This window comes from Burkholderia sp. WP42 (genome assembly GCF_000745665.1).
GTDB classification, from domain to species: Bacteria; Pseudomonadota; Gammaproteobacteria; order Burkholderiales; family Burkholderiaceae; genus Burkholderia; species Burkholderia vietnamiensis.
Genome location: NZ_JQJT01000010.1, coordinates 54,664 through 80,347 on the forward strand (window position 1 = coordinate 54,664; position 25,684 = coordinate 80,347).

At 68.0% G+C, this 25,684-nt stretch carries 23 protein-coding genes and 1 riboswitch; of the genes, 6 read left to right on the top strand and 17 right to left on the bottom strand.

What is annotated here, in order from left to right:
* Positions 1-56: 56 nt before the first annotated feature.
* Entirely contained in the window at positions 57-668 is a 612-nt protein-coding gene (locus EX20_RS05660) for a septal ring lytic transglycosylase RlpA family protein (protein ID WP_014722250.1), read from the bottom strand.
* 657 nt (positions 669-1,325) lie between these two features.
* Here EX20_RS05660 and EX20_RS05665 point away from each other — a divergent pair.
* From EX20_RS05665 to EX20_RS05675, 3 genes are all read left to right on the top strand, one after another.
* Positions 1,326-1,970 carry an MBL fold metallo-hydrolase gene (locus EX20_RS05665; protein ID WP_034192926.1) on the top strand — a complete coding sequence of 215 codons (645 nt, stop codon included), beginning with the start codon at positions 1,326-1,328 and terminating at the stop codon, positions 1,968-1,970.
* Positions 1,967-2,626, top strand: coding sequence for a 3'-5' exonuclease family protein (locus tag EX20_RS05670; protein WP_011882934.1), 660 nt, complete (start codon positions 1,967-1,969; stop codon positions 2,624-2,626). Before EX20_RS05665 ends, EX20_RS05670 begins: the two co-directional genes overlap by 4 nt.
* A 79-nt stretch (positions 2,627-2,705) precedes the next feature.
* Positions 2,706-3,176, top strand: a complete 471-nt coding sequence (locus EX20_RS05675) for an Lrp/AsnC family transcriptional regulator (RefSeq protein WP_011882933.1) — start codon at positions 2,706-2,708, stop codon at positions 3,174-3,176.
* Between the two features lie 27 nt (positions 3,177-3,203).
* On the opposite strand, the gene EX20_RS05680 is transcribed toward EX20_RS05675, so the two are convergent.
* From EX20_RS05680 to EX20_RS05690, 3 genes are all read right to left on the bottom strand, one after another.
* Entirely contained in the window at positions 3,204-4,361 is a 1,158-nt protein-coding gene (locus tag EX20_RS05680; protein WP_034192927.1) for a cation diffusion facilitator family transporter, read from the bottom strand.
* A gap of 236 nt (positions 4,362-4,597) precedes the next feature.
* Positions 4,598-4,891, bottom strand: a complete 294-nt coding sequence (locus EX20_RS05685; protein ID WP_011882931.1) for an H-NS histone family protein — start codon at positions 4,889-4,891, stop codon at positions 4,598-4,600.
* 347 nt (positions 4,892-5,238) lie between these two features.
* Positions 5,239-5,916, bottom strand: a complete 678-nt coding sequence (locus EX20_RS05690; RefSeq protein WP_034192928.1) for a HugZ family pyridoxamine 5'-phosphate oxidase — start codon at positions 5,914-5,916, stop codon at positions 5,239-5,241.
* A 315-nt stretch (positions 5,917-6,231) separates the two neighbouring features.
* Here EX20_RS05690 and EX20_RS05695 point away from each other — a divergent pair, with 315 nt between their 5' ends.
* Positions 6,232-7,446: an MFS transporter gene (locus EX20_RS05695; RefSeq protein WP_034192929.1), complete on the top strand. Its 1,215-nt coding sequence runs from the start codon at positions 6,232-6,234 to the stop codon at positions 7,444-7,446.
* Positions 7,447-7,530: 84 nt separating this feature from the next.
* Here the strand turns inward: EX20_RS05695 and EX20_RS05700 are convergent, their stop codons facing one another.
* Both EX20_RS05700 and EX20_RS05705 read right to left on the bottom strand, forming a co-directional pair.
* The gene (locus EX20_RS05700) at positions 7,531-8,673 is read right to left on the bottom strand and encodes a branched-chain amino acid ABC transporter substrate-binding protein (RefSeq protein ID WP_011882928.1); all 1,143 of its coding nucleotides are present in this window, start codon (positions 8,671-8,673) and stop codon (positions 7,531-7,533) included.
* Positions 8,674-9,163: 490 nt separating this feature from the next.
* Positions 9,164-10,243, bottom strand: a complete 1,080-nt coding sequence (locus EX20_RS05705) for an NAD(P)H-dependent flavin oxidoreductase (protein WP_034192930.1) — start codon at positions 10,241-10,243, stop codon at positions 9,164-9,166.
* 222 nt (positions 10,244-10,465) lie between these two features.
* On the opposite strand from EX20_RS05705, the gene EX20_RS05710 reads away from it, so the two are divergent.
* Both EX20_RS05710 and EX20_RS05715 read left to right on the top strand, forming a co-directional pair.
* Positions 10,466-11,158: a dienelactone hydrolase family protein gene (locus tag EX20_RS05710; protein WP_034192931.1), complete on the top strand. Its 693-nt coding sequence runs from the start codon at positions 10,466-10,468 to the stop codon at positions 11,156-11,158.
* A gap of 78 nt (positions 11,159-11,236) precedes the next feature.
* Positions 11,237-12,715: an amidase gene (locus tag EX20_RS05715; protein WP_034192932.1), complete on the top strand. Its 1,479-nt coding sequence runs from the start codon at positions 11,237-11,239 to the stop codon at positions 12,713-12,715.
* Positions 12,716-12,811: 96 nt separating this feature from the next.
* Here the strand turns inward: EX20_RS05715 and metF are convergent, their stop codons facing one another.
* From metF to EX20_RS05775, 11 genes are all read right to left on the bottom strand, one after another.
* On the bottom strand, positions 12,812-13,642 hold the full coding sequence (gene metF / locus EX20_RS05720) for a methylenetetrahydrofolate reductase [NAD(P)H] (RefSeq protein WP_011882924.1): 831 nt from the start codon (positions 13,640-13,642) through the stop codon (positions 12,812-12,814).
* Positions 13,643-13,666: 24 nt separating this feature from the next.
* Positions 13,667-14,020 carry a phage holin family protein gene (locus tag EX20_RS05725; protein WP_011882923.1) on the bottom strand — a complete coding sequence of 118 codons (354 nt, stop codon included), beginning with the start codon at positions 14,018-14,020 and terminating at the stop codon, positions 13,667-13,669.
* Between the two features lie 167 nt (positions 14,021-14,187).
* Positions 14,188-15,606, bottom strand: a complete 1,419-nt coding sequence (gene ahcY / locus EX20_RS05730; RefSeq protein ID WP_011882922.1) for an adenosylhomocysteinase — start codon at positions 15,604-15,606, stop codon at positions 14,188-14,190.
* A gap of 34 nt (positions 15,607-15,640) precedes the next feature.
* Positions 15,641-15,756: riboswitch (S-adenosyl-L-homocysteine riboswitch) on the bottom strand.
* A gap of 94 nt (positions 15,757-15,850) precedes the next feature.
* A complete protein-coding gene (locus tag EX20_RS05735; protein WP_011882921.1) occupies positions 15,851-16,585 on the bottom strand; it encodes an RNA polymerase sigma factor FliA in 735 nt (244 codons plus the stop codon).
* Positions 16,586-16,607: 22 nt separating this feature from the next.
* Positions 16,608-17,426, bottom strand: coding sequence for a MinD/ParA family ATP-binding protein (locus tag EX20_RS05740; RefSeq protein ID WP_011882920.1), 819 nt, complete (start codon positions 17,424-17,426; stop codon positions 16,608-16,610).
* On the bottom strand, positions 17,419-19,209 hold the full coding sequence (flhF, locus tag EX20_RS05745) for a flagellar biosynthesis protein FlhF (RefSeq protein WP_034192933.1): 1,791 nt from the start codon (positions 19,207-19,209) through the stop codon (positions 17,419-17,421). Before flhF ends, EX20_RS05740 begins: the two co-directional genes overlap by 8 nt.
* Positions 19,206-21,308, bottom strand: coding sequence for a flagellar biosynthesis protein FlhA (gene flhA / locus EX20_RS05750; RefSeq protein WP_034192934.1), 2,103 nt, complete (start codon positions 21,306-21,308; stop codon positions 19,206-19,208). Before flhA ends, flhF begins: the two co-directional genes overlap by 4 nt.
* Positions 21,305-22,504, bottom strand: a complete 1,200-nt coding sequence (gene flhB, locus EX20_RS05755) for a flagellar biosynthesis protein FlhB (protein ID WP_011882917.1) — start codon at positions 22,502-22,504, stop codon at positions 21,305-21,307. The genes flhA and flhB overlap by 4 nt, the downstream gene beginning before the upstream one ends.
* Positions 22,505-23,005: 501 nt before the next feature.
* Complete coding sequence (locus EX20_RS05765; protein ID WP_349675149.1) at positions 23,006-23,497, bottom strand: DUF805 domain-containing protein; 492 nt, start codon at positions 23,495-23,497, stop codon at positions 23,006-23,008.
* A gap of 238 nt (positions 23,498-23,735) precedes the next feature.
* On the bottom strand, positions 23,736-24,233 hold the full coding sequence (locus EX20_RS05770) for a VOC family protein (RefSeq protein WP_034192936.1): 498 nt from the start codon (positions 24,231-24,233) through the stop codon (positions 23,736-23,738).
* A 163-nt stretch (positions 24,234-24,396) separates the two neighbouring features.
* Complete coding sequence (locus EX20_RS05775) at positions 24,397-25,668, bottom strand: DUF3443 domain-containing protein (protein ID WP_034192937.1); 1,272 nt, start codon at positions 25,666-25,668, stop codon at positions 24,397-24,399.
* Positions 25,669-25,684: the final 16 nt, after the last annotated feature.

A 25,684-nucleotide genomic window follows, 5' to 3' on the forward strand; every position in this document is an offset into this window, starting at 1 on the left:
CGGGGAAGCAGCCCTTTCTACCTGCTGGACGCGCGGACGAAATGCCGCGCGACCCGTTACTTCGACGACAGCGACGCGAACATCTCGTCGCGCGCCTCACGCGCTTCCTGCGGCGACAGCCCTTCGATCTTCACGCGGCCCGTGCCGGCATGCACGAGGCCGATCATCTTCGCGGCGGCATACGACAGGTCGAGCACGCGGCCGCGCTTGAACGGCCCGCGATCGTTGACCTTCACGACGACCCACTTGCCGGTCGACGCGTTGGTCACCTTGATGTACGAAGACAGCGGCAGCGTCCGGTGCGCGGCGGTCAGCGCGTTCATGTTGAAGCGCTCGCCGTTCGCGGTGCGGCGGCCGTGGAAATCGCGGCCATACCACGACGCGCGGCCGGTCTGACGGAATTCGGACACGTCGGCGCCGTCGATCGGCTCGGCATCGGCGAGCGATGCCTTCTTCGCGTCCTTGCTGTCCGCGGCCGGCATCGACGCCAGCGCGGAATCGAAATTCAGTTGCTGCTTGTCGTCGTCCGCCTTCGCGGCGGCAGCGGTCTTGTTGACCGCACCCTTCTGGTTGGCGCTGCCGGTGGTCTGGCTGGACGGCACGGCACAGCCCGTCAGCGCAAAAAATAAAGCAATGGTCCCGAATCGAGTCGGAAATCGAAAATTCATCGACGTGTCGCCTTCTGGTTCGGGCCGCATCGATACAACGCTGCTGAACAACGCAGATACGCGGCCCGGACGGCAAATGCGGGCACGCCCCGCTCGGATGCGAGCAGGCGGCTAGCATGGGCGCGGCTTTCGTCTCTGCCGCAACCGTCCTGATTAGTTTTCACGTCTGGCGCAACCTGTCCCCGGCAGCCTGACCAGACCCCACATGCCGCCATCGAACATGGCTCTCACGTTCGCGTGCGTCGCGTACGGCCAACGCACAGGAACGGCGGCACAGGCCTCATCCGGCGGCGCGGCAGCTAGGCCGCAAGACGGGCGCGCAGCACCCGGCCGGACAAGACGTGAGCACCGAACGTCGGTGCTGGATACACCGCCGGACTCCCCGGCGGTCGATGCTTGACGGTGAATCCGACGCCCCGTTTAACGGGGCCGAAACACCAGCGAACTGCGTGAAATTCACGCACAGTGGGCCGCATTATACATAAATCAAAACGCTGTCTCGAAAAGCGCCCCCGCCGGACCATTGATTCTCTCTATGGCCGTAACAATCGGGATGCTCGGGGAATGCCCGTAGAAGCGCGCCGCGCGGCGCGGCGCCACGCCCACATGCGGCGCGTGCGACCGGTACAATCGCTCCTTTTAGCCGCCGGTGCCTCCATGAAAGTCACGCTCATTCCGGTCACGCCGTTCCAGCAGAACTGCTCGCTGCTCGTCTGCGAAAAGACCGACCGCGCCGCCGTCGTCGATCCCGGCGGCGATCTCGAACGCATCGAACAGGAGATCGCGCGGCAGAACGTGCAGCTCGAGAAAGTGCTGCTCACGCACGGCCACGTCGATCACTGCGCGGGCGCGAAGGCGCTCGCGACGCACTACGGCGTGCCGATCGTCGGCCCGCAGGAAGACGAGCGCTTCTGGATCGAGCAGTTGCCGACGCAGAGTCAGCGCTTCGGCTTCCCGGCCGCCGAAGCGTTCGAGCCCGACCAGTGGCTGCACGACGGCGACACCGTCCGGTTCGGCGACGAGACGCTCGAGGTCTACCACTGCCCCGGCCACACGCCCGGCCACGTGGTGTTCTTCAGCCGCGCGCATCGCGTCGCGATCGTCGGCGACGTGCTGTTCGCCGGCTCGATCGGCCGCACCGATTTCCCGCGCGGCAATCACGCCGACCTCGTGCGTTCGATCAAGGAAAAGCTGTGGCCGCTCGGCGACGACGTCACCTTCGTGCCGGGCCACGGTCCGGTGTCGACCTTCGGCGACGAGCGCCGCACGAACCCGTTCGTGTCCGACAAGGTATTTGGATGAACCAGACCGCCATTCCCGAAATCTACGTCAGCACCGACGTCGAAGCCGACGGCCCGATCCCCGGCCCGCACTCGATGCTGAGCTTCGCATCGGCCGCCTATACCGAGGACAAGCAGCTGATCGCGACGTTCTCGGCGAACCTCGAGACGCTGCCGGGCGCACACGCGCATCCGGTGCAGGAAGCGTGGTGGAAAACCGAGCCCGAGGCATGGGCCGCGTGCCGGACCGACCTGCAGGCGCCCGAGAAGGCGCTCGTCGCGTACGTCGAGTGGGTCGAGGCGCTGCCCGGCAAACCGGTGTTCGTCGCGATGCCGGCCGGCTTCGATTTCACGTTCATGTTCTGGTACATGATGCGCTACGCGGGACGTTGTCCGTTCTCGTGGTCGGCGCTCGACATCAAGACGCTCGCGTTCGCGATGACTGGGCTGCCGTACCGCAAGGCGATCAAGCCGCGCTTTCCGAAACACTGGTTCGACGATCATCCGCACACGCACGTCGCGCTCGACGACGCGATCGAGCAAGGCGCGCTGTTCTGCAACATGCTCGCCGACCTGCGTCGTCAGCAGGCGGCGCTCGCCGGCCTCGCGGTCGCCGACACGGACCGTTCGGAGCAGGCAGGCGCGGGACAAAATCCTACGGATCCGCGCGCAAATTAGCGAATCTCGCTCAACCACGCGCTGCCAGATTGCCTTTCCTTTCCCGGCCCTCTAACATTGAGCGTGTTGTAGCTGCCGCATGGAGGCGCAGGTGACGCTCGATTCCTTTTCGCAAAAAATCCTTCGCCTGTTGCAGCTCGACGCGCGCCGTTCGGTTCAGGAAATCTCGGACCAGGTCGGCCTGTCGAGCACGCCGTGCTGGCGTCGCATCAAGGACATGGAACAGTCCGGCGTGATCCAGCGCTACACCGCGCTGCTCGATCGCGAGAAGCTCGGCCTGCACGTATGCGCGCTCGCGCACGTGCACCTGACCCGCCACAACGAGGGCGGCGTCGAGCAGTTCGAGCGCGAGATCTCGACCTGCCCGGAAGTGACCGAGTGCTACAGCACGACCGGCGAAGCCGATTACATCCTCAAGATCGTCGCGCCCGACATCAAGGCCTACGACGTGTTCCTGCACGAACGGATCTTCAAGATCCCGGCCGTGTCGCAGGTGCGCACGAGCGTCGTGCTGCGCGAAATCAAATTCGACACGCAACTGCCGCTGTAACACGCCGCCCACGCACGTCGGCGCCGCTCACGCTTTCATCGGCAAGGCGCGCGTGAAGCCGATCCGGCGCGCGCCGAATTGGCGCTTCAACGCATCCAGATCGAGCCGCTCGGCGAGCGCCGCGTCGGTATCGCCGGCGCCCGCGTCGAGCGTCACGTCGACCTCGAGCCCCGTGCTCAGATAGTGCAGGTTGATGGTGGCCGCATGCAGCCCGCGCTGCGCGAGCGCGGCCTCGAGCCGCGCGGTGATCTCGGCGCGCGGCGGCAGCGCGAGCGCCGGACGGCGCGCGGTGTCGTTCTCCGGGTCGACGTGGATCAGCGCGTCGAGCACGCGCGGGTCGGACAGCACGCGCGCCCGCGCGTTCTCCGCGATGTAGTGACCTTCCGATACGGAAATCATCGGATCGACCAGAATGTGGGCGTCGACCAGCGCCGCGTCGCCCATCTTGCGCGTGCGCAGCTCGTGCACGTCGCGCACGCCGGGCGTCGCCGCGAGCAGCGCCTGGATCTCGGCCGTGGCGGTGGTGTCGAGCGCACGGTCCGACAGGTCCTGCAACGCGTCGTAGCCGAAGGTCCAGCCCATGCGCGCGACCATGAAGCCGACGATCGCCGCGGCGATCGGGTCGAGCAACCGCACGCCGGCGAGGCTGCCGACGATGCCGATCGCGACGACCAGTGACGACGCAGCATCCGAACGCGCATGCCATGCGTTCGCGACGAGCATCGCCGAGCGCACGCGCCGCGCCTCGCGCAGCATGTAGCGGAACAATCCTTCTTTCGACACGAGCACGGTCAGCGCGACGATCAGCGCGGAAAAATGCACGGCCGGAATGTTCTCGAGATTGACCAGGCGATTGCCGGCGCGCCACAACATGCCGATACCGACCGCGATCAGGATCGCGCCGAGAAACAATGACGCGACGGTCTCGTAGCGGCTGTGCCCGTAATTGTGATCCTCATCCGGCGACGCACCGCTATGGCGATTCGCGATCAGCACCACAAAATCGGAGATCAAATCGGAAATCGAATGAATCCCGTCGGCAATCAATGCCTGCGAGTGCGCGACCGCGCCCACCGCGATCTGGAATGTCGCAAGTACGACATTCAGCACGATACTGACCAGGGTGCTCTTGCGCGCGACCGCGTGCTTATCCGCGCTTTGCGCGTCGCCTGAAAACGAGGACATGAAATACGAGATAACGGTTGAGATAGGTGATTCTATCAAACCAATCTCGCCGGGCATTCCGTTAACACGGATTTTTCCCGTTAAATCAGACGCTTATGCGAACCGGTTGCATTTTCATTCACGCCGAGCGTGACGTTTCCGTGACACTTTCCTTACATTTTCGTATCACGATGCAAAAAAGGCCGCACTCCTCGACGGAGACGCGGCCTTCTTTCGGCACCGACTTAATCAGTCGTTTAAATCGCGAACTGATCGCGGTTCTTGCCGGCGATCCAGCGCGGCGGCTTGCCGCGGCCCGACCACGTCGCGCCCGATTCCGGGTCACGGTACTTTGCTGCCACACCGGCGCGCGGACGGCCGACCTTGCCCGCCTTCGCACGGCTGAGACCGAGTTCGGCGAGCGAAAAGCCGTAGTCGGCAATTTTCTGCTTCACGTCATTCAGCACTTCCGCGTATTCACGCGACTTTGCTTCTTCGATTTGCTTCTCCAGCTTCTCCCGCTGGGCGAGCAGGTCCTTGTAAGAAGACATAGTTTTCCTTTCGATATGATCAATGGCGCCGGTCTTGGGCCGGTTCACCATTCATGGAATATTTGTGCCTCGGATTTTCGAAGGCAGAGATTAGCACAAAACAGATTTGATAGAGCGCGTTTCACGAAAATACACAGATCGTTTTCAATTCGGCCGTGTCATTTTGACCTGCCGCGGCCTTATCTCAAATTTTTACGCGGTTGCATAGAGATTAGGACATTACCGATCCACTAATTGGACTTTCAACATACGCAATTACCCTGCATACGGAAAATCAAACCTTTCATCGGACGACAGGTTTGCGAAAAAGTATGCAATAAAGCAATGCTATGCGCGGCGGTGCGACGTCACGCCGCAGCGCGCGCACTCGCAATCAATTGCTCGCTCAATTGCTCGCGCAGCGCAGCCGGGCCAGCGTCGGCCGGCAGCGGCGCGAACGGCGTGCGCAGCCGTCGGCCGTCGAGGCGCCAGTCGGCGCCGTGGCGATCGACACCGAGCAGATCGAGCCCGTCGCGGCGCACGTCGCTCGACTCGTACGCATCCCATAAGGCGCGCTCGTCGTCGAATCCGAGCGGTGGCAACGCGTCGAGCGCCGCGCCGTCGACCCACCCCATCCGCCCGAACCCGGCGATATAGCGCAGCCGCTCGATGTCGAGCGCCCAGAACGTGAAATCGCCGAGCGCGAGATAACGTGCGGCGCCCGGTTCGTAACGCGTGTAACGCGCGGCGAGATGCGGATCGTCGCCGAGCGGCACGAAACGCCCGACGAGTGTCGCGCGCTCGGCATTCAGCACGTCCCCGTCGCGCGCGTCGACGACGAGAAAGCCCGCGCGCGGATCGGCGACGAGATTGCGCGTGTGCTCCGCGAGGCCGCTCACGAGAATCACGGGCCGATGCGCCGCATCGGGCGCGAACGGCACGATCGTCGGATACGGAAAACCCTGCGGCTCGCGCGCGTGGGTCGCGAGCGTACCGAGCGCGCAGCGATGCAGTAAATGCAGTGGCAGGGCGGGGTCGATGTTCACGGTGACTCCTGCGGTCGAAAGGCATGGAATGGAAATGTCAGCAGCGCGCGACGCCGATATGCCGCGCGCACGCAGCTTGCTGCATCGATGTTACTCGCGGCGGTCGCCGGCCGACCATTGGCCGAAAGGCAGATGAGGCGCGCGCCGGCACGCCCGCCAAGCCGGAAACGGCAGACGACATCTCGCTCGCCCGACACACTCCGAACGCCTGGAGCACCAGCCCACAACGCCGGCAAGATCGTAAGCGCTTCGATAAAATCGGACGAATCCAGCCAGCGCCGCGCGCCCATCCATCGCCCCACCCGAGAGCGTCCCGTGTCCGAATCTCCGTCCCGATCCCCGTCCGACTTCGCCGCGCCGCCCGACGCGCATCGCGCGCTCGCGTTGCCGGTTCGCCGGCGCGCCCGCACGGCCACGATGGCGCTGTTCTTCGTGGCGGGCATGATGTACGCGTCGTGGGGCGTGCATGTCCCGACCGTGCGCGACAAGTTCGAGCTCAGCCCCGGACTGCTGTCGGTCGCGTTGTTCGCGGTCGCGGGCGGCTCGATCGCCGCGATGCTGACGATCGCGCGCTGGATCGCGCGCGTCGGCTCGCGCACCGCGTGCCTGACCGGCGGGCTCGTGATGTCGGCCTGCGCGGCGCTGATCCTCGTCGTGCCCGAGTACTGGATGCTCGTCGCCGCGCTCGCGCTGTTCGGCTTTTCGATGGCCACGCTCGACGTCGCGATGAACGCCGAGGCGAGCGCCGTCGAGATCGCGCTCGGCAGGCCGATCATGTCGGCGCTGCACGGAATGTTCAGCCTCGGCGGGATGGCCGGGGCGGCGGCCGGCGGCGCGCTGCTGTCGGCCGGCATGGCGCCGGCCGTGCACCTCGCGCTCGCGGCAGCCGTCTGTTCGGCGGTGCTGCTGGCCGCGAGCCCCGCGGTGCTGCCGCACATCCCGCATCACGAAGCGGCACACGGCGGCGGCAACCGCTGGCGCTCGCCCGCGCTGTGGATGCTCGGCGGCATCGCGCTGGTTGCGTTGATCGCCGAAGGCGCGATGTACGACTGGGCGACCGTCTATATGCGCGACGTCGTCGCGGCGAGCCCCGCGCTCGCGAGCGCCGCGTATGCGGCGTTCTCCGGCGGGATGGCGCTCGCGCGCTTCGCCGGCGACGCGGTGCGCGCCCGCTTCGGCGCGCCGCAGCTCGTGTTCGCGAGCGCGTCGCTCGGCTGCGCGGGCATGGTCGGCGCGCTGTTGCTGCCGAATCCGATCGCGGTGCTGACCGGCTTCACGCTGATGGGCCTCGGCCTCGCCAACCTGATGCCGGTGCTGTTCGCGGCCGCGGCGCGCGTCGAAGGCATTCACGCGGCCGAAGGGCTCGCGCACGTCGCCGGGCTCGCGTATTTCGGCTTGCTGTTCGGCCCGGTCGTGATCGGTGCGGTCGCGCAGGCAGCGAACCTGACGGCCGCGCTGTCGGTCGTCGCGATCTGTGCGGCGCTCGTCGCGGCGGTCGCGCCGAAGGTGCTCGCGCATCTGAAGATCTGAGCGCCCGCCGCGCACCGCCCAAAAAGAAAGCGCGCCTGCGTTTCCGCAGGCGCGCTTTCACCCCTCCGTCGGCCGCTTGTCGGCTTACATCTTCACTTCGTCGAGCAGCGTCTTCTTGCCGCTCTTGTAGTTGTACAGCGAGATCACGCCGTGCTGCAGGTCGCCCTTCGAGTCGAAGGTCGTCGTGCCGATCACGCCGGTGTACTTCGTCGCCGGCATTGCCGCGAGGATCTTCGCCGGATCCGTCGAGTTCGCGCGCTTCATCGCGTCGGCGATGATGTACACGGCGTCATACGTGAACGGTGCGTAGATCTGGATCGGCTGGCCGAAACGCTTCTCGTACTTCGCCTTGAACGCGGCGCCGCCCGGCATCTTCTCGAGCGATGCACCGGCTTCCGAGCACACGATGTTGTCGGTCGCTTCGCCAGCGAGGTCGGCCAGCTTTTCCGTGCAGACGCCGTCGCCCGCGAAGATCTTCGCGCGCAGGCCGAGCTGCTTCGCCTGCTTCGCGAACGGACCGCCGGTGGCGTCCATGCCGCCGTACATGATCGCATCCGGATTCTCACCCTTGATCTTGGTCAGAATCGCGCGGAAGTCGACCGCCTTGTCGTTGGTCGCGTCGTGCGACAGCACCTTCAGGCCGAGCGCCTTGGCCTTCTTCTCGAACTCGTTCGCGAGACCCTGGCCGTATGCGGTCGAATCGTCGACCACCGCTACGCTCTTGATGCCCTTCGAGTGCGCGTAGTTCGCGAGTGCCGGGCCCTGCTGCGCGTCGGTCGCGACCACGCGGTAGGTGGTCTTGAAGCCTTGCTGCGTGTAGGCCGGGTTGGTCGCCGACGGCGAGATCTGCACGATGCCCGCGTCGCTGTAGATCTTCGATGCCGGGATCGTCGTGCCCGAATTCAGGTGGCCGACCACCGCGACGACCTTGTCGTCGACCAGCTTCTGCGCAACCTGCGTGGCCTGGCGCGGGTCGGCCGCGTCGTCCTGCGCGTCGAGTTGCAGCGTGATCTTCTGGCCGCCGATCGTGAGACCCTTGGCGTTGATCTCTTCGACAGCGAGACGCGCGCCGTTTTCGTTGTCCTTGCCCAGGTGTGCAATGCCGCCCGTCAACGGCGCGACGTGGCCGATCTTGACGACTTGATCGGCGGCCGCGTTGCTTGCAGCTGCAGCACACAGCATCGCAGCTGCGGTGATCGGCAACAGCTTTTGCATCTTGATATTCATGTAAGTCTCCAGTTTCGGTCCCATAAAACGCCATCGCCCGGTGCCCCGCTGCCATCCCTGTGTTTGCATCACTGGACGATTCGCCGGGTGCATCGTTCATGCACTTGGCCTCAAGCACGTGAAAACAGCCGCTTTTAGCCGCCGCCCGCCCGTACTTGCGCGCAAGTGTAGGTGATCAAATTAATTTGTGGGACTTTTTTGAGGTAGTGGTAACACTACCGATACGGGCGCTTTCGAGCGCTCCCTCGAATATCGCTGCAAGCCAAGCCGGATAAGGGTTTCCGATAGTTTCGCCCGCGCCGTTGCGACGGCATTTCAGTGCGTCGTCGCGCGTTTCGATTCTGTATTTTTTGCGCTGGATCATTGAATGAAACGCGCGTGACGATACGCGCGTCTGCACAATGCTCGAGCAACGGTTGCGCCGCATCCTCGATGTGCAGCCGCACCGCGCGGGCCGTGACGGTTCGCTGCGCGCGGCCCGCGCACCGCTTCATGCGGCCATCGCGCGCCATTCGGCGTCGAGCGCGTCGACGAGTTGCGCAGCGCTCAGCGCCGCGTCGCGTCGTCGCGTGAGCGGCGCGCCCTGCCCGGCCCACAGCGACAGATAGTCGCCGTCGTTGGCGCGGGCAGCCGCCTGGCGCAGCGGCTGGGTCAGCGCGTTCTGCACCGGATACGGCGGCACCTCGGCCACATGCTCGCCGAGTCGCGCCATCAGCGTGTTGCGCAAGCCGCGCGCATGGCGCCCGGTGATCGCGCGCGTGACCTGCGTCGAGGTATCGGCGCTCGCGCGCACCCGCGCCTTCCAGTCCGCCGCGATCGCGCTTTCCGCACAGGTGAGGAACGCGGTGCCGAGCTGCGCGGCCTGCGCGCCGAGTGCGAGCGCCGCGGCGATGCCGCGGCCGTCCATGATGCCGCCGGCCGCGAGCACCGGCAGGCCGGTCGCATCGACGAGTTGCGGCACCAGCGCGAACGTGCCGATCAGCGCGTCGTCGGCCGAGCCGATGAAGGTGCCGCGATGGCCGCCGGCCTCGGCGCCCTGCGCGGCCAGCGCGTCGGCGCCGGCCGCCTGCCATGCGAGGCCCTCGGCCACGTGCGTCGCGGTGCCGATCACGTAGGTGCCGGCCGCCTTCAGGCGCGCGACGTCGGCGGCGTCGAGCACGCCGAACGTGAAGCTCGCGACCGGCACGCGCAACGCGACGAGCGCATCGAGTTGCACGCGGAAGTCGGGGGCGTAGCGCGCGGGCGCCGCGCCGGGCGGCAAACCGAGCGCCGCGTTCAGCGGATCGATCGCGGCGAGTGCGCGCGCAACCGTCGCCGCGTCGGGCGACGCGGGCTGCAACACGAACAGGTTCACGGCGAACGCGCGCGCGGTCGCCGCGCGAATCGCCGCGACTTCGGCGACGAGCCGCTCGGGCTCGAACGCGCCGCACGCGAGGCTGCCGAGCGCGCCCGCATTGGATGCGGCCGCGACCATCGCGGCGGTGCTTGCGCCGACCATCGGTGCCTGCACGAGCGGCAGACGCAGGCCGAAACGCTCGGCGAACGGAGTGGAAAAGATACGGGCGGGCATGGCGGAATCCTTCGATGACGATGCGAGAAAGCGCTTTGTAATGGGATATGCGTCGACTTTATCGAAGCCGCGCTGCACCGAAAAATGAATAATCGAGATCGAAACGATCGCTGCGGGAGAAGCGGCTGCGGCGCCCTGCACCACCCCCCGATTGATGGCACACTAGGCCGCCCTCTCTTACCCGCGGCGCGCACCGCGCGCCCGCTCGCCAGGAGTTCACACGTGACAGCCCAATGGATCGACATTCCGACCGGTAACGACAGCTTCGGCGGCTACCTCGCACTCCCCAAGCGCGGCACCGGCCCCGCCGTCGTCATCATCCAGGAGATCTTCGGCGTGAACGCGCACATCCGCGCGGTCGCCGACCAGTACGCCGCCGACGGCTTCGTCGCGCTCGCGCCCGACGTGTTCTGGCGCACGCAGCCGCGCGTCGAGCTGACCTACGACGGCGCCGATCGCGACAAGGGCATCGAGCTGATGAAGAAGACCGACATCGGCCTCGCGGTAGCGGACATCGGCGCGGCCGCCGACGCATTGCGCGCACGCGCGGACGTCGCCGGCAAGGTCGCGGCGATCGGCTACTGCTTCGGCGGCCAGCTCGCCTACCGCGCGGCGGCGGCCGGCACGGTCGACGCGGCGGTCGCCTATTACGGCGGCGGCATCCAGAATGCGCTCGACCTCGCGGATAAAGTCACGCAGCCGATCCTGTTCCACTACGCGGAGAACGACCACGCGATCCCGCTCGACGCGGTCGAGCAGGTGAAAGGCGCGTTCGCGGGCCGCGGCAACGCCTCGTTCCACGTGTACCCCGACGCGAGCCACGGCTTCAACTGCCCGGATCGCGCGTCGTACCATCAGCGCGCGTCGGCGCTCGCGCACGGCCGCACGCTGACGTTCCTCGCCGAACAGCTGTAGTCGCAGCCGGCGGCCCCGGCACGCCGCGGCCGCGTTATCCTCGCTCGATCGTCACGCGTCACAACGGGGGTGAGCGCGATGCAGTCGGACTATCTCGGATATGACGCGATCGGCCTCGCCGCGCTGGTGCGCGAGCGCGCCGCGAGCCCGCGCGAACTGCTCGACGCCGCGATCGCGCAGGCCGAAGCCGTCAACGGCGCGATCAACGCGATCGTGCTGCAGGACTACGACGCCGCGCGCCAGCGCGCCGAAGCGGCCGCCCGCGCCGGCGCCGACGCGCCGTTCGCCGGCGTGCCGTATCTCGTCAAGGATCTGTCCGCGGCGGTGGCCGGGTTGCCGATGTCGATGGGCAGCCGGCACTACCGCTACTTCGTGCCCGCCGACGATTCGCCGCTGATCGCGCGCAGCCGCGCCGCCGGCCTCAACGTGTTCGGCAAGACCAACACGTCGGAACTCGGCCAGATGCCGTACACCGAGCCCGCGCTGTTCGGCGCGTGCCGCAATCCGTGGAACCTCGATCACACGCCGGGTGGCTCGAGCGGCGGCGCGGCCGCGGCCGTCGCGGCCGGCATCGTGCCGCTCGCGCATGCATCCGACGGCGGCGGCTCGATCCGCATCCCCGCGTCGTGCTGCGGGCTGTTCGGGCTGAAGCCGAGCCGCAATCCGCTGCTGGTCGACCAGCCGTCGAACGGCGAACTGGTGGTGCAGCACGCAGTGTCGCGCAGCGTGCGCGACAGCGCGCTGCTGCTCGACGTGACGACCGGACAGACGCTGCCGCCCGGCGCGCCCGGCACCTTTCTCGGCGAACTCGACACGCCGCCCGGCCCGCTGCGCGTCGGGCTGGTGGTCGATCCGATGCTCGCGCCGGCGCTCGCCGACGACACGCGCGCGGCGCTCGCCGATGCGGCCGCGCTGCTCGAATCGCTCGGCCATCACGTGGAACCCGCGACGCTGCACCTCGACCATGCACGCGTGGCCGAAACCTTTCTGACGCTGTGGGCGACGATCGCCGACGAGCTCGTGCTCGGCGCGCGCACGCTCACCGGGCGCACGCCGCACCGCTCGGAATTCGAGCCGGCGACGTGGGCGATGGCCGTGGTCGGCCGGCGCGTCGCCCGCGCGCGGCTGCACGACGTGCTCGAATGGCAGCGCCAGCTGACCGTGCAGGTGGCCGGCCTCGTGTCGCGCTACGACGTGATCCTGTGCGCGACGCTCGCGGGGCCGCCGGTGCGGATCGGCGAGCTGCAGCCGAGCGCCCTCGAAACCGCGCAGATGAAGCTGCTCGGCGCGCTGCCGGTGAAGCCGCTGTTGCGCGAGATGCTCGCGCGGGCGTCGCAGAAGGCGTTCGCATGGGCCGGCTGCACCGAGCTGTTCAACCTGACCGGACAGCCGGCGATGTCGGTGCCGCTCTACTGGAACGCGCGCGGTCTGCCGATCGGCGTGCAGTTCGCCGCGCGCCACACCGACGAAGCCTTGCTGCTGAAGCTCGCGCGCCAGCTCGAACAGGCGCGGCCGTGGTTCGACCGTCGGCCGCCGCTGATGCAGGCGCAGCGCTGAGCGCGCCCGGCCCGCACCGGCGCACCGGCGCACGGCGATAAAAAAGCCCCGCCGGCATGACCGACGGGGCTGTCGCGTGCACGCGTCTGGCTGCGCTCACATCGTCAGGCGTTCGCAGATGGTGCGCGTCGCGGCCGCCGCGTTCAGCGTGTAGAAGTGCAGCCCCGGCACGCCCGCATCGATCAGGCGCTGGCACAGGCCCGTGACGACATCGGCGCCGAACGCGCGGATCGCGTCGCGATCGTCGCCGAAGCTCTCGAGCCGGCGCGCGACCCAGCGCGGCACTTCCGCGCCGCACATTTCCGAGAAGCGCATCAGCTGCGAGAAGTTCGTGATCGGCATGATGCCCGGCACGATCGGCACGTCGACGCCGAGCTTGCGCGCATCGTCGACGAAGCGGAAGTACGCGTCGGCGTTGAAGAAGTACTGCGTGATCGCCGAATTCGCGCCGGCCTTCACCTTGCGCGCGAAGTTCTGCAGATCGGCCGCGGGCGAGCGCGATTGCGGGTGGTATTCCGGATAGCCGGCGACTTCGATGTGGAACCAGTCGCCGTGCTCGGCGCGGATGAAGCTGACGAGCTCGGACGCATAGCGCAGCTCGCCGACCTCGCCCATCCCCGACGGCAGGTCGCCGCGCAGCGCGACGATGTGCCGGATGCCGTGCGAGCGGTACTGGTCGAGGATCGCGCGCAGGCTGTCTCGCGACGAGCCGATGCACGACAGGTGCGGCGCGGCCTCGAGGCCGTCCTTCTGCATGTCGAGCACGGTGTCGAGCGTGCCCTGCTGCGTCGAGCCGCCGGCGCCGAACGTCACGGAGACGAATTTCGGCTTCAGCGGCAGCAGCTGCGCACGCGTCGCGCGCAGCTTCTCGACGCCGTCCGCCGTCTTCGGCGGGAAGAATTCAAACGAGAGTTCGATCGGTTTCATGATTCGCAAGAGTGGGCGCGGCCGTCAGCCGATGTCGCGCTGCCCGAAGATCAGCGCCGACAGCAGCCACGACACGATGCTGTACAGGATCGAACCGAAGAACGCCGACCAGAACCCCGACACCTCGAACCCCTTCAGCAGCGACGACGCGAACCAGAAGCACAGCGCGTTCACGACGAGGATGAAGACCCCGAGCGTGACGATCGTGACCGGCAGCGTCAGCAGGATCAGCACCGGACGGATCACCGTGTTGATCAGGCCGAGCACGACCGCGACGATCAGCGCGGTGCCGAAGCTCTTGATGTGGATCGACGGCACGAGGTACGTGATGATCAGCAGCGCGAGGGCGTTGATGACCCAGGTGAGGATGACGCTCATGGAGGGCTCCGGTTCGGTTGTCGATCTGGACGGTCAGTGCATCGGGTCGGCGCCGCCGGCCGCGCCGCGCGCGAGCGCACGCGGCGTGACGAGCGGCGCTCCGGCGCCGCGCCGCCGCACCGCGCACGGCCGAAACGGCACGCACGCGGCGCGGCGGCGGCGGTGCATCAGTAGCGGTAGTGGTTCGGCTTGAACGGGCCGTCCTTCTCCACGCCGATGTACGCGGCCTGCTCGTCGGACAGTACGGACAGGTTCGCGCCGATGCGCGCGAGGTGCAGGCGCGCGACCTTCTCGTCGAGATGCTTCGGCAGCACGTAGACCTTGTTCTCGTACTGTTCGCCGCGCGTGAACAGCTCGATCTGCGCGAGCGTCTGGTTCGCGAACGAGTTCGACATCACGAACGACGGGTGGCCGGTCGCGCAGCCGAGGTTCACCAGGCGGCCTTCGGCCAGCAGGATCACGCGCTTGCCGTCCGGGAAGATGATGTGGTCGACCTGCGGCTTGATGTTTTCCCACTGGTACTGGCGCGTCGACGCGACGTCGATTTCCGAGTCGAAGTGGCCGATGTTGCAGACGATCGCGTTGTGACGCATCGCCTTCATGTGATCGTGGTTGATCACGTGGTAGTTGCCGGTCGCCGTCACGAAGATGTCGGCCTTGTCGGCCGCGTATTCCATCGTCACGACGCGGTAGCCTTCCATCGCCGCCTGCAGCGCGCAGATCGGATCGATTTCGGTGACCCACACGGTCGCGCCCAGGCCGCGCAGCGACTGCGCGCAGCCCTTGCCCACGTCGCCGTAGCCCGCGACGACCGCGACCTTGCCCGCGATCATCACGTCGGTGGCGCGCTTGATGCCGTCGACGAGCGATTCGCGGCAGCCGTACAGGTTGTCGAACTTCGACTTGGTGACCGAGTCGTTCACGTTGAACGCCGGGAACGGCAGGCGGCCGTCCTTTTCCATCTGGTACAGGCGGTGCACGCCCGTCGTCGTCTCTTCGGTCACGCCCTTGATGTGCGCGAGGCGCTTCGAGTACCAGTTCGCGTCGATGTCGAGGTGCTTCGCGATCGACTTGTACAGCGCGACTTCTTCCTCGTTGGTCGGCTTCGCGATCACCGAACGGTCCTGCTCGGCCTTCGAGCCGAGGATCAGCAGCAGCGTCGCATCGCCGCCGTCGTCCAGGATCATGTTCGCGAATTCGCCGTTCGGCCATTCGAAGATGCGGTGCGAGAACTCCCAGTATTCGTCGAGCGACTCGCCCTTGAACGCGAACACCGGCGTGCCGGTCTCGACGATCGCGGCGGCCGCGTGGTCCTGCGTCGAGAAGATGTTGCACGAGGCCCAGCGGACTTCGGCGCCGAGCGCCTTCAGCGTCTCGATCAGCACGCCGGTCTGGATCGTCATGTGCAGCGAACCGGCGATGCGCGCGCCCTTTAGCGGCTGCTGCGCCTTGTATTCGTCGCGAATCTGCACGAGGCCCGGCATTTCGGTCTCGGCGATGTTCAGCTCCTTGCGGCCCCAGCCGGCAAGCGCCATGTCGGCGACGACGTAATCGTTGGAAACTTGCGAATCGATAATGGCGTTCATCACGCCCTCCTTTCTAAAAAAGTTCTAGAAATTGGTGACGTGAGCGCCGTTCAGGAAGCGGAGCCGGCGCGAATTTCGCCGCACGGCTGCTTGGTGAAGCTTTCCGAGCCTGGCGGACACAGGCGGTCCGTCGCAACGCTCCTCGGAAAACGGGAAGGATTGTAGCAAATCGTGGCGAGAAATGGGGGGTTGGGCGGGCGGCCGCACGCGCGGCGTCGGCGCGCGCGACGCCCGCCGCTGCCGCTCAGTTCTCCGCGCCGACCCACGCCTGCTCGCGCAGCCGCGCGCGCAGGCGCGCAACCGCCTGGCTGTGCAGCTGGCACACGCGCGACTCGCTCACTTCGAGCACCGCGCCGATCTCGCGCAGATTCAGCCCGCGCTCGTAGTACAGCGACATCAGCAGCTTCTCGCGCTCGGGCAGCCGGTCGATCGCATCGACCAGCGCGCCGCGCAGATGGTCGTCGAGCAGCGCCGACAGCGGATCGGCGTGATCGACGCGATAGCGGTCGAGGAACGGCTCGTCGTCGGCCGCGCGGTCGAAATCCTCGTAGTAGATCAGCTGGCTGCCGTGCAGGTCCTGCAGCATCTCCTGATATTCGTCGAGCGGCATCTTCAGGTGCTGCGCGATCTCGGCCTCGCTCGCCGAACGGCCGAGCTGCTGCTCGACCTGGTGCACCGCGTGTTCGACCTCGCGCGACGTCTTGCGCAGGCTGCGCGGCAGCCAGTCGTTGCTGCGCAGCTCGTCGAGCATCGCGCCGCGGATGCGCTGGGTCGCGTAGGTTTCGAACTGCGCGCCCTGGTCTTCCTTGTAGCGGCCGGCCGCGTCCATCAGGCCGATCATGCCGGCCTGGATCAGGTCGTCGAGGTCCACGCTCGCCGGCATCTTCGCGACGAGCTGCAGGCCCAGGCGCCGCACGAGCGGCGCGTATTGCGCGAGCACGTCGGCCTGGGTCATCTTTCCTTGAGCGTTGTACATCATGGCTCTCTCCTTGCGGTGGCGCTCACGCGGCGTGCGCCGCACCGGCCTCGTAAGACGGCTTGCCGCCCCCGTGCACGGCGCGGCCGGAGCCGGGGCGCGGGCGCATCGGCCAGTACAGCAGGTCGCCGGCGATCTGCCGGTAGTCGCGCGCGGCGACCGACGACGGGAACGCGTCGACCGCGGTATGCATCAGCTCGCGCGCGTGCTCGACGAGCGGATCGGCGCTCACGCAGCCGGCATCGGCGATCGACACCGTCAGGTAGCGGCTCGCGACGCCCGCGAGGTTGTCGAAGGCGGTCTTCGCGTCCGCGTGGCTGCCGACGTGATTGGTCAGCACGCGGAACTGCGCGACCGCGTGCGCGAAATGCAGGCGCTTCATGCACGCGTATGCCTCGGTGATCGCCTGCGCGGCCACGCGCGTGACGATCAGCACGTCGTGCGCCTCGCGCGCGAGCGCGGAGAACGCGCCGTCCGCGCCGAGCTGCGCATCGACCAGCACGATGTCGGCCTGGCCGTCGACGAAGTCGCTCAGCTGCTCGTCGCTGTAGCCGTCGCGTGCGAAGCCCGCGGCCGCGCACAGCGCGAAGCCGGCCGGCGTGCGCGTGCGGTCGCCGTCGCGCAGCCATGCGCCCGCGAGCGTCGCCGTGGCCGAATGCACGTCGGTGCGCTCGTCGACGACGAGCACGTCCTTGCCCAGCGCGCTCAGCGCCGCTGCCAGATTCACGACGGCCGCCGTGCAGCCGACGCCCAGCGGGCCGCCCGTCACCGCGACGATGCGCGACGCCCGCCCGGCCAGCAGGCGCCGGAGTCCTTCGGCCTGGTCGATGATCCGTTTATCCAAATCGCACCTCGTGCAGTTCGGCGGTGGACCGCGCGGTCAGCGCGGACAGCAGCGTCGGCATGTCCTCGTCCTGCGGCACGAACGGCGAGCCGTCGCGCGGCACGCAGAACGCGCTCTTCAGCAGGAACCGGGTCGACGCGACGTACAGGTTTTCCGGCACTTTCTGGCCGGTCGACACGTAGTGGACCGGCAGCTTGTAGCGGATCACCGTGTCGAGCACGCCGCCGAGATGGGTCGCCTCGTCGAGCTTCGTCAGGATGCAGCCGGCCAGATCGGGCGTCGGCCCGTGCGGATGCTCGCCCGCGCTGCGGTATGCCTGAACGACTTCGTTGAGCGTGTCGCCGTGGCTCGTCGCGTTCAGCAGCAACAGGCGCTGCACCGGTGCGTTCGCGCCGTGCAGCATCGCGATCTGGTCGGACAGCGCGCGATCGCGCTGGCTCATGCCGATCGTGTCGATCAGCACGATGTGCTTGTTGCGCAGCTCGGACAGCGCGAGCGCGAGGTCGCCCGCGTCCTTCACCGCATGCACCGGCACGCCGAGGATCTTGCCGAAGATGCGCAATTGCTCGTGGCCGCCGATCCGGTAGCTGTCGGTGGTCAGGAGCGCGACCTTGCTCGCGCCGAAGCGCATCACGCAGCGCGCGGCGAGCTTCGCGGTGGTGGTGGTCTTGCCGACGCCCGTCGGCCCCATCAGCGCGAACACGCCGCCGCGCTCCATCAGCGCGTCTTCGCTTTCGAGCACCGGCAGGTTCGCGGCGAGCACCGATTGCGCCCATTCGGCCGCCTGTTCGAAGCTCTGCGGGCCGTCGCCGGACGGCAGGTTGTCGACCAGCATCCGCACCAGCTGCGCGGAAAAGCCGGCCGAGAACAGATGCTTGGTCAGCGCGCCGTGCACCGGGCTGCGGCGCTGGCGGTCATGCCACATCAGGCTGTCGAACTGCTCCTCCATCATCCCGCGCATCGCGCCGAGCTCGTTCATCACCGTGTCATTGACGATGCTTTCGATCCGCACCTTCACCGCATCGGCCACCGCGGCGGCCGCATCGGCGGGCAGGCGCGTGCGCTCGGCCGGCTTCTCGGCGCGGGCGTCGTTCGCACGCGCAGGCGGCGCCATCCGGCGCTCGGCATCGCGCACGATGTCGCGCGCCCAGCCGGCCGGCGCCGCGGGTGCCGCGTCGTGGCGTGCACGCGTGGGCGCGGTGGGCGCGGCCGGCGCGCCCTGCAGGCGGGCGTTGAGCGCTTCGCGCTGCTGCGTGAGGCGCTTCGCATGCTCGACGAGCCATGCGGCCGGTTCAGCCGACGCTGCGGCGGGCGCGCCGGCGGCCGGCGCCGACGCCGGCTCGGCCGGCGACGCTGCCGCGGCGCTCGACTGCGCCTCGGCGTGGTGGGCGGCATCGAAGGCGGCCGCTTCGGACGTCTGGATCGTGTCGGCGCTCGCGCCGAACACCGACGAGAACACGTCGGGCAGCCCGCCGTCGCCGGCTGCGTAGGGATTGACGGCCGGATTGACGACCGGGCGCGGGAACGTCGCGCCGGGGCGCGTCACGATGCCCGGCACGGCGGCGGCCGGCACCGATTCCGGCATGCGCGGCACGGCGGCGCGCACGCGTGCGGCGGCCTGCGGCGCGACCGCGGCGAGATCCGAGTCGGCGAGTGCGACGATTTCGACGCTGCCGTCATCGAGCGTGCGGTTCGACAGCACGACGGCATCGGCGCCGAGTGCCTCGCGCACGAGGCGCAGCGCGTCGCGGCTCGTCGCGCCGGTGAATTTGCGAATGTTCAAGCGGAACCCCCGATGACGTTAACGACTTTGATCGTGCGTGTGTCCGGCACTTCGGCGTACGACAGCACTTTCAGTTGCGGCAGGCTGCGGCGCAGGAAGCGCGCGAGCATCGCGCGCAGCGCGTGCTGCACCAGCAGCACCGGCGGCAGCCCGAGATTCTGTTGACGCAGCATCGCCTGTTGCGTGCCGGTCAGAAGGTTGTGCGCGAGGCCGGGCTCGAGGCCCGGGTTCGCGCCGGTCGCGAGCGCCTGCGACAGCACGCGCTCGAGATTCGAGTCGAGGCCCATCACCTGCATCTCGCCCGCGCCCGGATACCACTGCTGCGTGATCGCACGGCCGAGCGACAGGCGCACCGCGGCGGTGATCTCGTACGCGTCGCCGCGGCCCGCGTGCTCGGACACGGACTCGAGGATCGTGCGCATGTCGCGGATCGGCACGCCTTCCTCGAGCAGGTTCTGCAGCACTTTCTGCAGCGTGGTGAGCGAGATCGTCTTCGGGATCAGGTCCTCGACGAGCGACGGCGCGTCCTTGCCGGTGCGCTCGACGAGCGACTGCACTTCCTGACGGCCGAGCAGCTCGGCCGCGTGCTGCACCACCAGATGGTTCAGGTGCGTCGCGACCACCGTGCTCGCGTCGACCACCGTGTAGCCGTACACCTGCGCCTGTTCGCGCATCGCGACGTCGATCCACACGGCCGGCAGCCCGAACGCCGGGTCCTGCGTCACCGCGCCGGGCAGCGCGGCCGTCACCTGGCCGGGGTTGATCGCGAGCCACTGGCCCGGGAACACCTCGCCCGCGCCGATCTCGACGCCCTTCAGCGCGATCCGGTATGCGTTCGGCCGCAGCTCGAGGTTGTCGCGAATGTGGATCACCGGCGGCAGGAAGCCGATCTCCTGCGCGAACTTCTTGCGGATGCTCTTGATGCGCTTGAGCAGCTCGCCGTCGCTGTTCTTGTCGACCAGCGGAATCAGCCGGTAGCCGACTTCGAGGCCGAGCGGGTCGATCAGCTGCACGTCGTCCCAGGTCGCCTCGTGGCTGTCGCTCGGCAGCGCGGCGGGCGGCGCGATCTCGGTCACGTCGCCGGCCGCCTTGCGGGCCGCCGCGCGGCGCACCTGCGTGCGCGCCAGCCAGATCGCGCCGCCGCCGAGGGCGAGGAACGCGAAGTGCGGCATGCCGGGGATCAGGCCCATCAGCACGATGATCGCGCCGGTGATGGTCAGCACGCGCGGGTTGGTGAACAGCTGGCCGGTGATCTGCGTGCCGATGTCCTCGTCGGTCGCGACGCGCGACACGATCACGCCGGCCGCCGTCGAAATCACGAGCGACGGGATCTGCGCGACGAGGCCGTCGCCGATCGTCAGCAGCGTGTAGTTGGTGCCGGCCGCCGCGAAGCTCATGTCGTGCTGGACCATCCCGACGATCAGCCCGCCGATCACGTTGATCGCCATGATGATCAGGCCGGCGATCGCGTCGCCGCGCACGAACTTCGACGCGCCGTCCATCGACCCGTAGAACTCGGCTTCCTGCGCGACGGCCTGGCGGCGCTTGCGCGCCTGCTCTTCGTTGATGAGGCCCGCGTTGAGGTCGGCGTCGATCGCCATCTGCTTGCCGGGCATCGCGTCGAGCGTGAAGCGCGCGGACACTTCGGCGATCCGCCCCGCGCCCTTCGTGATCACCATGAAGTTGATGATCATCAGAATCACGAACACGACGATGCCGACCGCGAAGTTGCCGCCGACCAGGAAGTGCCCGAACGCCTCGATCACCTGGCCGGCCGCGTCGGGGCCGGTGTGGCCTTCGAGCAGCACGACGCGGGTGGATGCGACGTTCAGCGACAGGCGCAGCAGCGTCGAGAACAGCAGCACGCTCGGGAACGCGGCGAAGTCGAGCGGCTTCATCGTGTACATGCTGACGAGCAGCACCATCACCGACAGCGCGATGTTGAAGGTGAACAGCAGATCCAGCAGCAGCGGCGGCAGCGGCAGGATCATCATCCCCAAAATCATGCAGATGAGGACCGGGCCCGCGAGGCCGCGCAGGTTCGCGCCGGCGAACGGGTTCGGGCGCTTCGCGAACAGGCCGGTGGTCGGAGTGCTCATGCCGCGTTTCCTTGCTTGCCGAGCGCGTCCTCGGCTTCTTCACGCGCGTCGTCGGCCGATACCGACGCGCCCTTGTCCAGCTCGGCCGGCACGTCGATGTCGACGGGCGCGGCGGGGAACGCGCCGCCTTCCGAGCGGAAGCGCTTCAGCTGATAGACCCACGCGAGCACCTCGGCGACGGCCGAGTAGAGCGAGCCGGGAATCTCGCGTTCGAGTTCGACGTTGTGATACAGCGCACGCGCGAGCGGCGGCGCCTCGAGCAGCGGCACGTTGTGCTCGGCCGCGAGCTCGCGGATGCGCGCGGCGACGAGGTTCACGCCCTTCGCGACGACCTTCGGCGCACGCATCTCGCCGTCGGTGTATTGCAGCGCGACCGCGAAGTGCGTCGGGTTGGTGACGACCACGTCGGCCTTCGGCACGGCGGCCATCATCCGGCGCCGCGCGATCGCGCGCTGCTGCTGGCGGATGCGGCCCTTCACGTGCGGATCGCCTTCGTTCTCGCGATGCTCGCGCTTCACTTCTTCCTTCGTCATGCGCAACTTCTTGTTGTACTGCCAGAGTTGGTAAGGCACGTCGAGACCGGCCAGCACCAGCATCCCGGCGACCGTCGTGCCGCAGCACACGGCGACCAGATGAAGCGCATCGGCGAGCGCCGCGCCGAGCGGCTGGGTCGCGAGGCCGAGCAGCTCGTCCTTGCTGCGCCAGATCGCGACTCCGCCGATGCCGCCGACGACCATCGTCTTGGCCACCGACATCGCCAGCTGGATCGGCCCCTGGATCGAGAACATGCGGCCGAGGCCCGCGATCGGGTCGAGGCGGTCGAACTTCAGCTCGAACGTCTTCTGCGAGATCAGCCAGCCGCCGAGCGCCATCGGCGCGAGCAGGGCGGCGAGGCCCGTGAGGGCGAGGATCGGCAGCACCGCGGCGAGGCCTTCGGCGCTCGCCGTGCCGGCGGCCGACAGCATCCGGTGCGTGTCGAACGCGGTCGCGCGGTCGAAGGTGAACGCACTGCGCAGCATCGTCTGCAGATGGGCGCCCGACGGCCCCGACACGAGCCACGTGCCGTAGAACCCGGCCGCGAGCAGCGCGAACGAAGCCAGCTCGCGCGAACGCGCGACCTGCCCCTCCTCGCGCGCCTTCTCGCGGCGTCTCGGAGTGGCGGCTTCGGTTCTGTCGAGATCGCTCTCGTCTGCCACGGGGCCTCCAGTCGGGTACGGCGAAATGCCGTTTTCCAGTGACACCGATTATTCATGCGCGCGTCAAACGCCGATCGGTCGAGCAAAGCCGTGAAAGGGGGGTATTTCGGGGAATCGGGTGAGGGCGTGCGGCAGGCGGTGGGCGGCGGGGGTTCGGCGATGGATGGGGGGATGCTGCGGCGGCGGGAAACGCGTTCGCGGGTGGGCGATGCGGGGGAAATGCGGTGGGGATGGAGGGAGCCGAGGGTTGGCGGGCCGGCTGAGGCTGAGGCTGAGGCTGAGGCTGAGGCTGAGGCTGAGGCTGAGGCGGCTGAGGCGGCTGAGGCGGCTGAGGCGGCTGAGGCGGCGGTGGGCGGTGGGAGCGGACGGCGGGCGGGCCGGATTATTTAAGCCTGAGCCAGCGACCGAATCACCGCCCCAGCGTTGGTCTGCGTGTTGGCCCCGGCGCGAGCCGGAGCCCAACCCGCCCGGAACCGGCCGCCAGGCCGCCCCCGGCCCCGCTCAGACAGCCGGGATCGGATCCGGACCGTAGCGGTTCGGGCCCTCGGTGCCGCGCGCGCACATCCACACGAGCAGCACGATCGCGCCGACGAGCGGGATGAGCGTGATCAGCACAAACCAGCCGGAGCGGTCCGTATCGTGCAGGCGGCGCACGGTGACCGCGAGGCTGGGCAATACCAGCGCAAGCGACGCGAGCGCGACGACGACCATCAGCAGCATCGCGATCGCGCTCGGGTCCTCGGCGGCCGCGGCGACCACCTGACAGACGATCGACACGATGCCCGTGAGCAACGCGAAATACCAGTATTCCGCGCGGCGCGCACGGCCGTCGAATTTTGCGTATTGATTGAGTGCGGAACGCACGGCTTCACCGAAATTCATTTTATTGCCCTCTCGTTTTATATCGTCGACCCCGGAAACAACGAAGGCATTATAAATATCAAGTTCCGGGTATTGCATCTCTTTTCGCGCATCGCTCAATGCTTGCCGCACCGGCCGCGCCGGCGCTCCGGGAGAACCGCCAGCCGCGTGCCCCGCCGCGCTTATAATCGCCGCGCCGCGCGACGAATAACCAAAAGATAATCCACAATTCGATTACGGCGGCATGAAACGCTGCACAGCCGATAATCGGCTCGCCGATGCCGCGACGGATTTACCGCCCATTCGCAACAGGCATGCCACCAGCATCGCGCACGGGCCTGAAACGGCGCAGCAAATCGCCGTGCCGCCGCTAACCGGCCGCCGCCTGCTCCAGCACGCTCAGATCGAGCTTCTTCATCCGCAGCACCTGCGCCATCACGCGCTCGGCGCGCGCCGGGTCGCCGGCCATCAGCTCGGGCATCTGCACGGGCACCACCTGCCACGACACGCCGAAGCGGTCGCGCAGCCAGCCGCACTGCTGCGCGCGCTCGTCGCCGCCCTCGGCGAGCGCGGCCCAGTAGCGGTCGATCTCGCGCTGGTCACGGCAGTTGACGACGAACGACACGGCCGGCGTCAGCGGAAAGGCGGGGCCGCCGTTCAGCGCGAGGAACGCCTGGCCGTCCAGCTCGAACGAGACGGTCATCACCGCGCCCTCGGCCTGCCCGGCCGCCTGCGCACCCGCTTTGCCGTAGCGCGCGACGTCGACGATGCGCGCGTTGTCGAACACCGACACGTAAAAGCGGGCGGCCGCCTCGGCGTCGCGGTCGAACCACAGGAACGGCGTGATGCGCTGGATACGCTCGGTCATGGCAGTGCCTCCTCGATGTCGTCCCGGCATCGGCGCCGGTCTTATATCGTAGGCGCTGCGCGGCGGTGGCGCGGCGCCGCGCTCCGTAGCGCGCCCGGTGCCCGCGCAATGAGAAAGGGGGCGATCGCTCGCCCCCTTTCCGGTCATCGCCAGCCGCGCGCGTTCAGAACGCGACGTAAGGCTGCGCGCCGCCGCTGGCCGTCTTGTCCATCCCGAAGTAGATGGTCTTGCCGTAGAAGTGCGGCATGCCGAGGTCGAGCCAGCCGCTCGGACCGAACGGGCCGGCGATGTCGTTGTAGACGAACGTCGACGGCGCCGCGAACAGCGCATCCGCATTCCCCACCGGCATCGACACGCCACCGCTCGCGCCGTTCTTGCCGGTCAGCGTCGCCGAATAGGTGACCGTCGACGACGGGCAGTAGAACTGCGTGTTGGTCGAGCACGTCGTCTGCGCCGCATCGTTGAAGAAGTACGCGTTCGAGCCGGTATCGAAGAACGCGGTCACGCTGCTGCCGAGGAAGGTCGCATCGACGTCGCCGGCGCTCGTCGACGTCAGCTGCGTCGATGCGCCGAGCGCATTGTTGCTCTGCGTGCCGATCCCGAACGTCAGCAGGCCCGTCGCGCTGCCCTGCCCGCTGTTCGACACGGTCGGCATCTGCACGATCACGCCGTTGTTGTCGGTCGCGAAGTGATGGACCGGGTTCGCGACCTGTTGCGACGTCGGCACGAGCGCGACCGTGCAGCTCGCGTTGCCGTTCGGGCACGCGTAGTAGTTGTTGTAGGTCGGCGACGTCGACGTCGCACAGGTCGCGCCGCAGTCGAGCGGTGCCGGCCCGATGCCGAGGATGCCGTTCGCGCCGAGATCGCCGGTCGTGTTCGCCGAGGTCCGCGCGCCGTTGTTCGAGCACGAGGCCGGCACGTTGGCCGTGCCGAGGTCGCCGATGATCTGCACCGGCAGCGCAGGCGCCTGCTCGGTGCCGATCGACAGATCGACGGTGCGCAGCGAGCCCCACGTGTAGCTCGACACGAACTTGCCGCACTCGGCCACCGGCGCGCCGCCGCTGGTGATCTGCGGCAGGCCGTTCAACACGCCCGACGTCAGCGCGCTGCTGACGAGTCGCAGCCCGTACGACGCGGTGTCGACGAGCACGTTGTTGACCACCTGGCAGGTCGACGTGCCGGGCACGCAGATCTTCACATTGACCGTCGGGATGTTGATCACCCGCGCGGCGCCCGGGCCGACCGTGATCACGGCCGTGTTCGCGGTATTGCCGTCGGACACGTTGGAGCCGCCGCCACTGCTGCCGCCGCTACCGCCGCCGCTGGTGCTGCCGCCACTGTCGCCGCCGCCGCCGCATGCGGTGACGAGCAGCGCCGTCGCGGCGGCCAGGCCCAGCACGCCGAGCCAGCGCTTGAAGGTACGAGAAATGTTCAAGGTCGCTCTCCCGCCG

Excerpts from the sequence above, each read along its gene's own strand:
- EX20_RS05770 (WP_034192936.1), bottom strand. The coding sequence starts at position 24,233 with ATGACCGAGCGTATCCAGCGCATCACGCCGTTCCTGTGGTTCGACCGC.
- metF (WP_011882924.1), bottom strand. The coding sequence starts at position 13,642 with ATGAAACCGATCGAACTCTCGTTTGAATTCTTCCCGCCGAAGACGGCG.
- EX20_RS05725 (WP_011882923.1), bottom strand. The coding sequence starts at position 14,020 with ATGAGCGTCATCCTCACCTGGGTCATCAACGCCCTCGCGCTGCTGATC.
- EX20_RS05735 (WP_011882921.1), bottom strand. The coding sequence starts at position 16,585 with ATGATGTACAACGCTCAAGGAAAGATGACCCAGGCCGACGTGCTCGCG.
- EX20_RS05670 (WP_011882934.1), top strand. The coding sequence starts at position 1,967 with ATGAACCAGACCGCCATTCCCGAAATCTACGTCAGCACCGACGTCGAA.
- flhA (WP_034192934.1), bottom strand. The coding sequence starts at position 21,308 with ATGAGCACTCCGACCACCGGCCTGTTCGCGAAGCGCCCGAACCCGTTC.
- EX20_RS05705 (WP_034192930.1), bottom strand. The coding sequence starts at position 10,243 with ATGCCCGCCCGTATCTTTTCCACTCCGTTCGCCGAGCGTTTCGGCCTG.
- EX20_RS05700 (WP_011882928.1), bottom strand. The coding sequence starts at position 8,673 with ATGAATATCAAGATGCAAAAGCTGTTGCCGATCACCGCAGCTGCGATG.
- EX20_RS05660 (WP_014722250.1), bottom strand. The coding sequence starts at position 668 with ATGAATTTTCGATTTCCGACTCGATTCGGGACCATTGCTTTATTTTTT.
- EX20_RS05685 (WP_011882931.1), bottom strand. The coding sequence starts at position 4,891 with ATGTCTTCTTACAAGGACCTGCTCGCCCAGCGGGAGAAGCTGGAGAAG.
- ahcY (WP_011882922.1), bottom strand. The coding sequence starts at position 15,606 with ATGAACGCCATTATCGATTCGCAAGTTTCCAACGATTACGTCGTCGCC.
- EX20_RS05675 (WP_011882933.1), top strand. The coding sequence starts at position 2,706 with ATGGAGGCGCAGGTGACGCTCGATTCCTTTTCGCAAAAAATCCTTCGC.
- EX20_RS05665 (WP_034192926.1), top strand. The coding sequence starts at position 1,326 with ATGAAAGTCACGCTCATTCCGGTCACGCCGTTCCAGCAGAACTGCTCG.
- EX20_RS05715 (WP_034192932.1), top strand. The coding sequence starts at position 11,237 with ATGCAGTCGGACTATCTCGGATATGACGCGATCGGCCTCGCCGCGCTG.
- EX20_RS05680 (WP_034192927.1), bottom strand. The coding sequence starts at position 4,361 with ATGTCCTCGTTTTCAGGCGACGCGCAAAGCGCGGATAAGCACGCGGTC.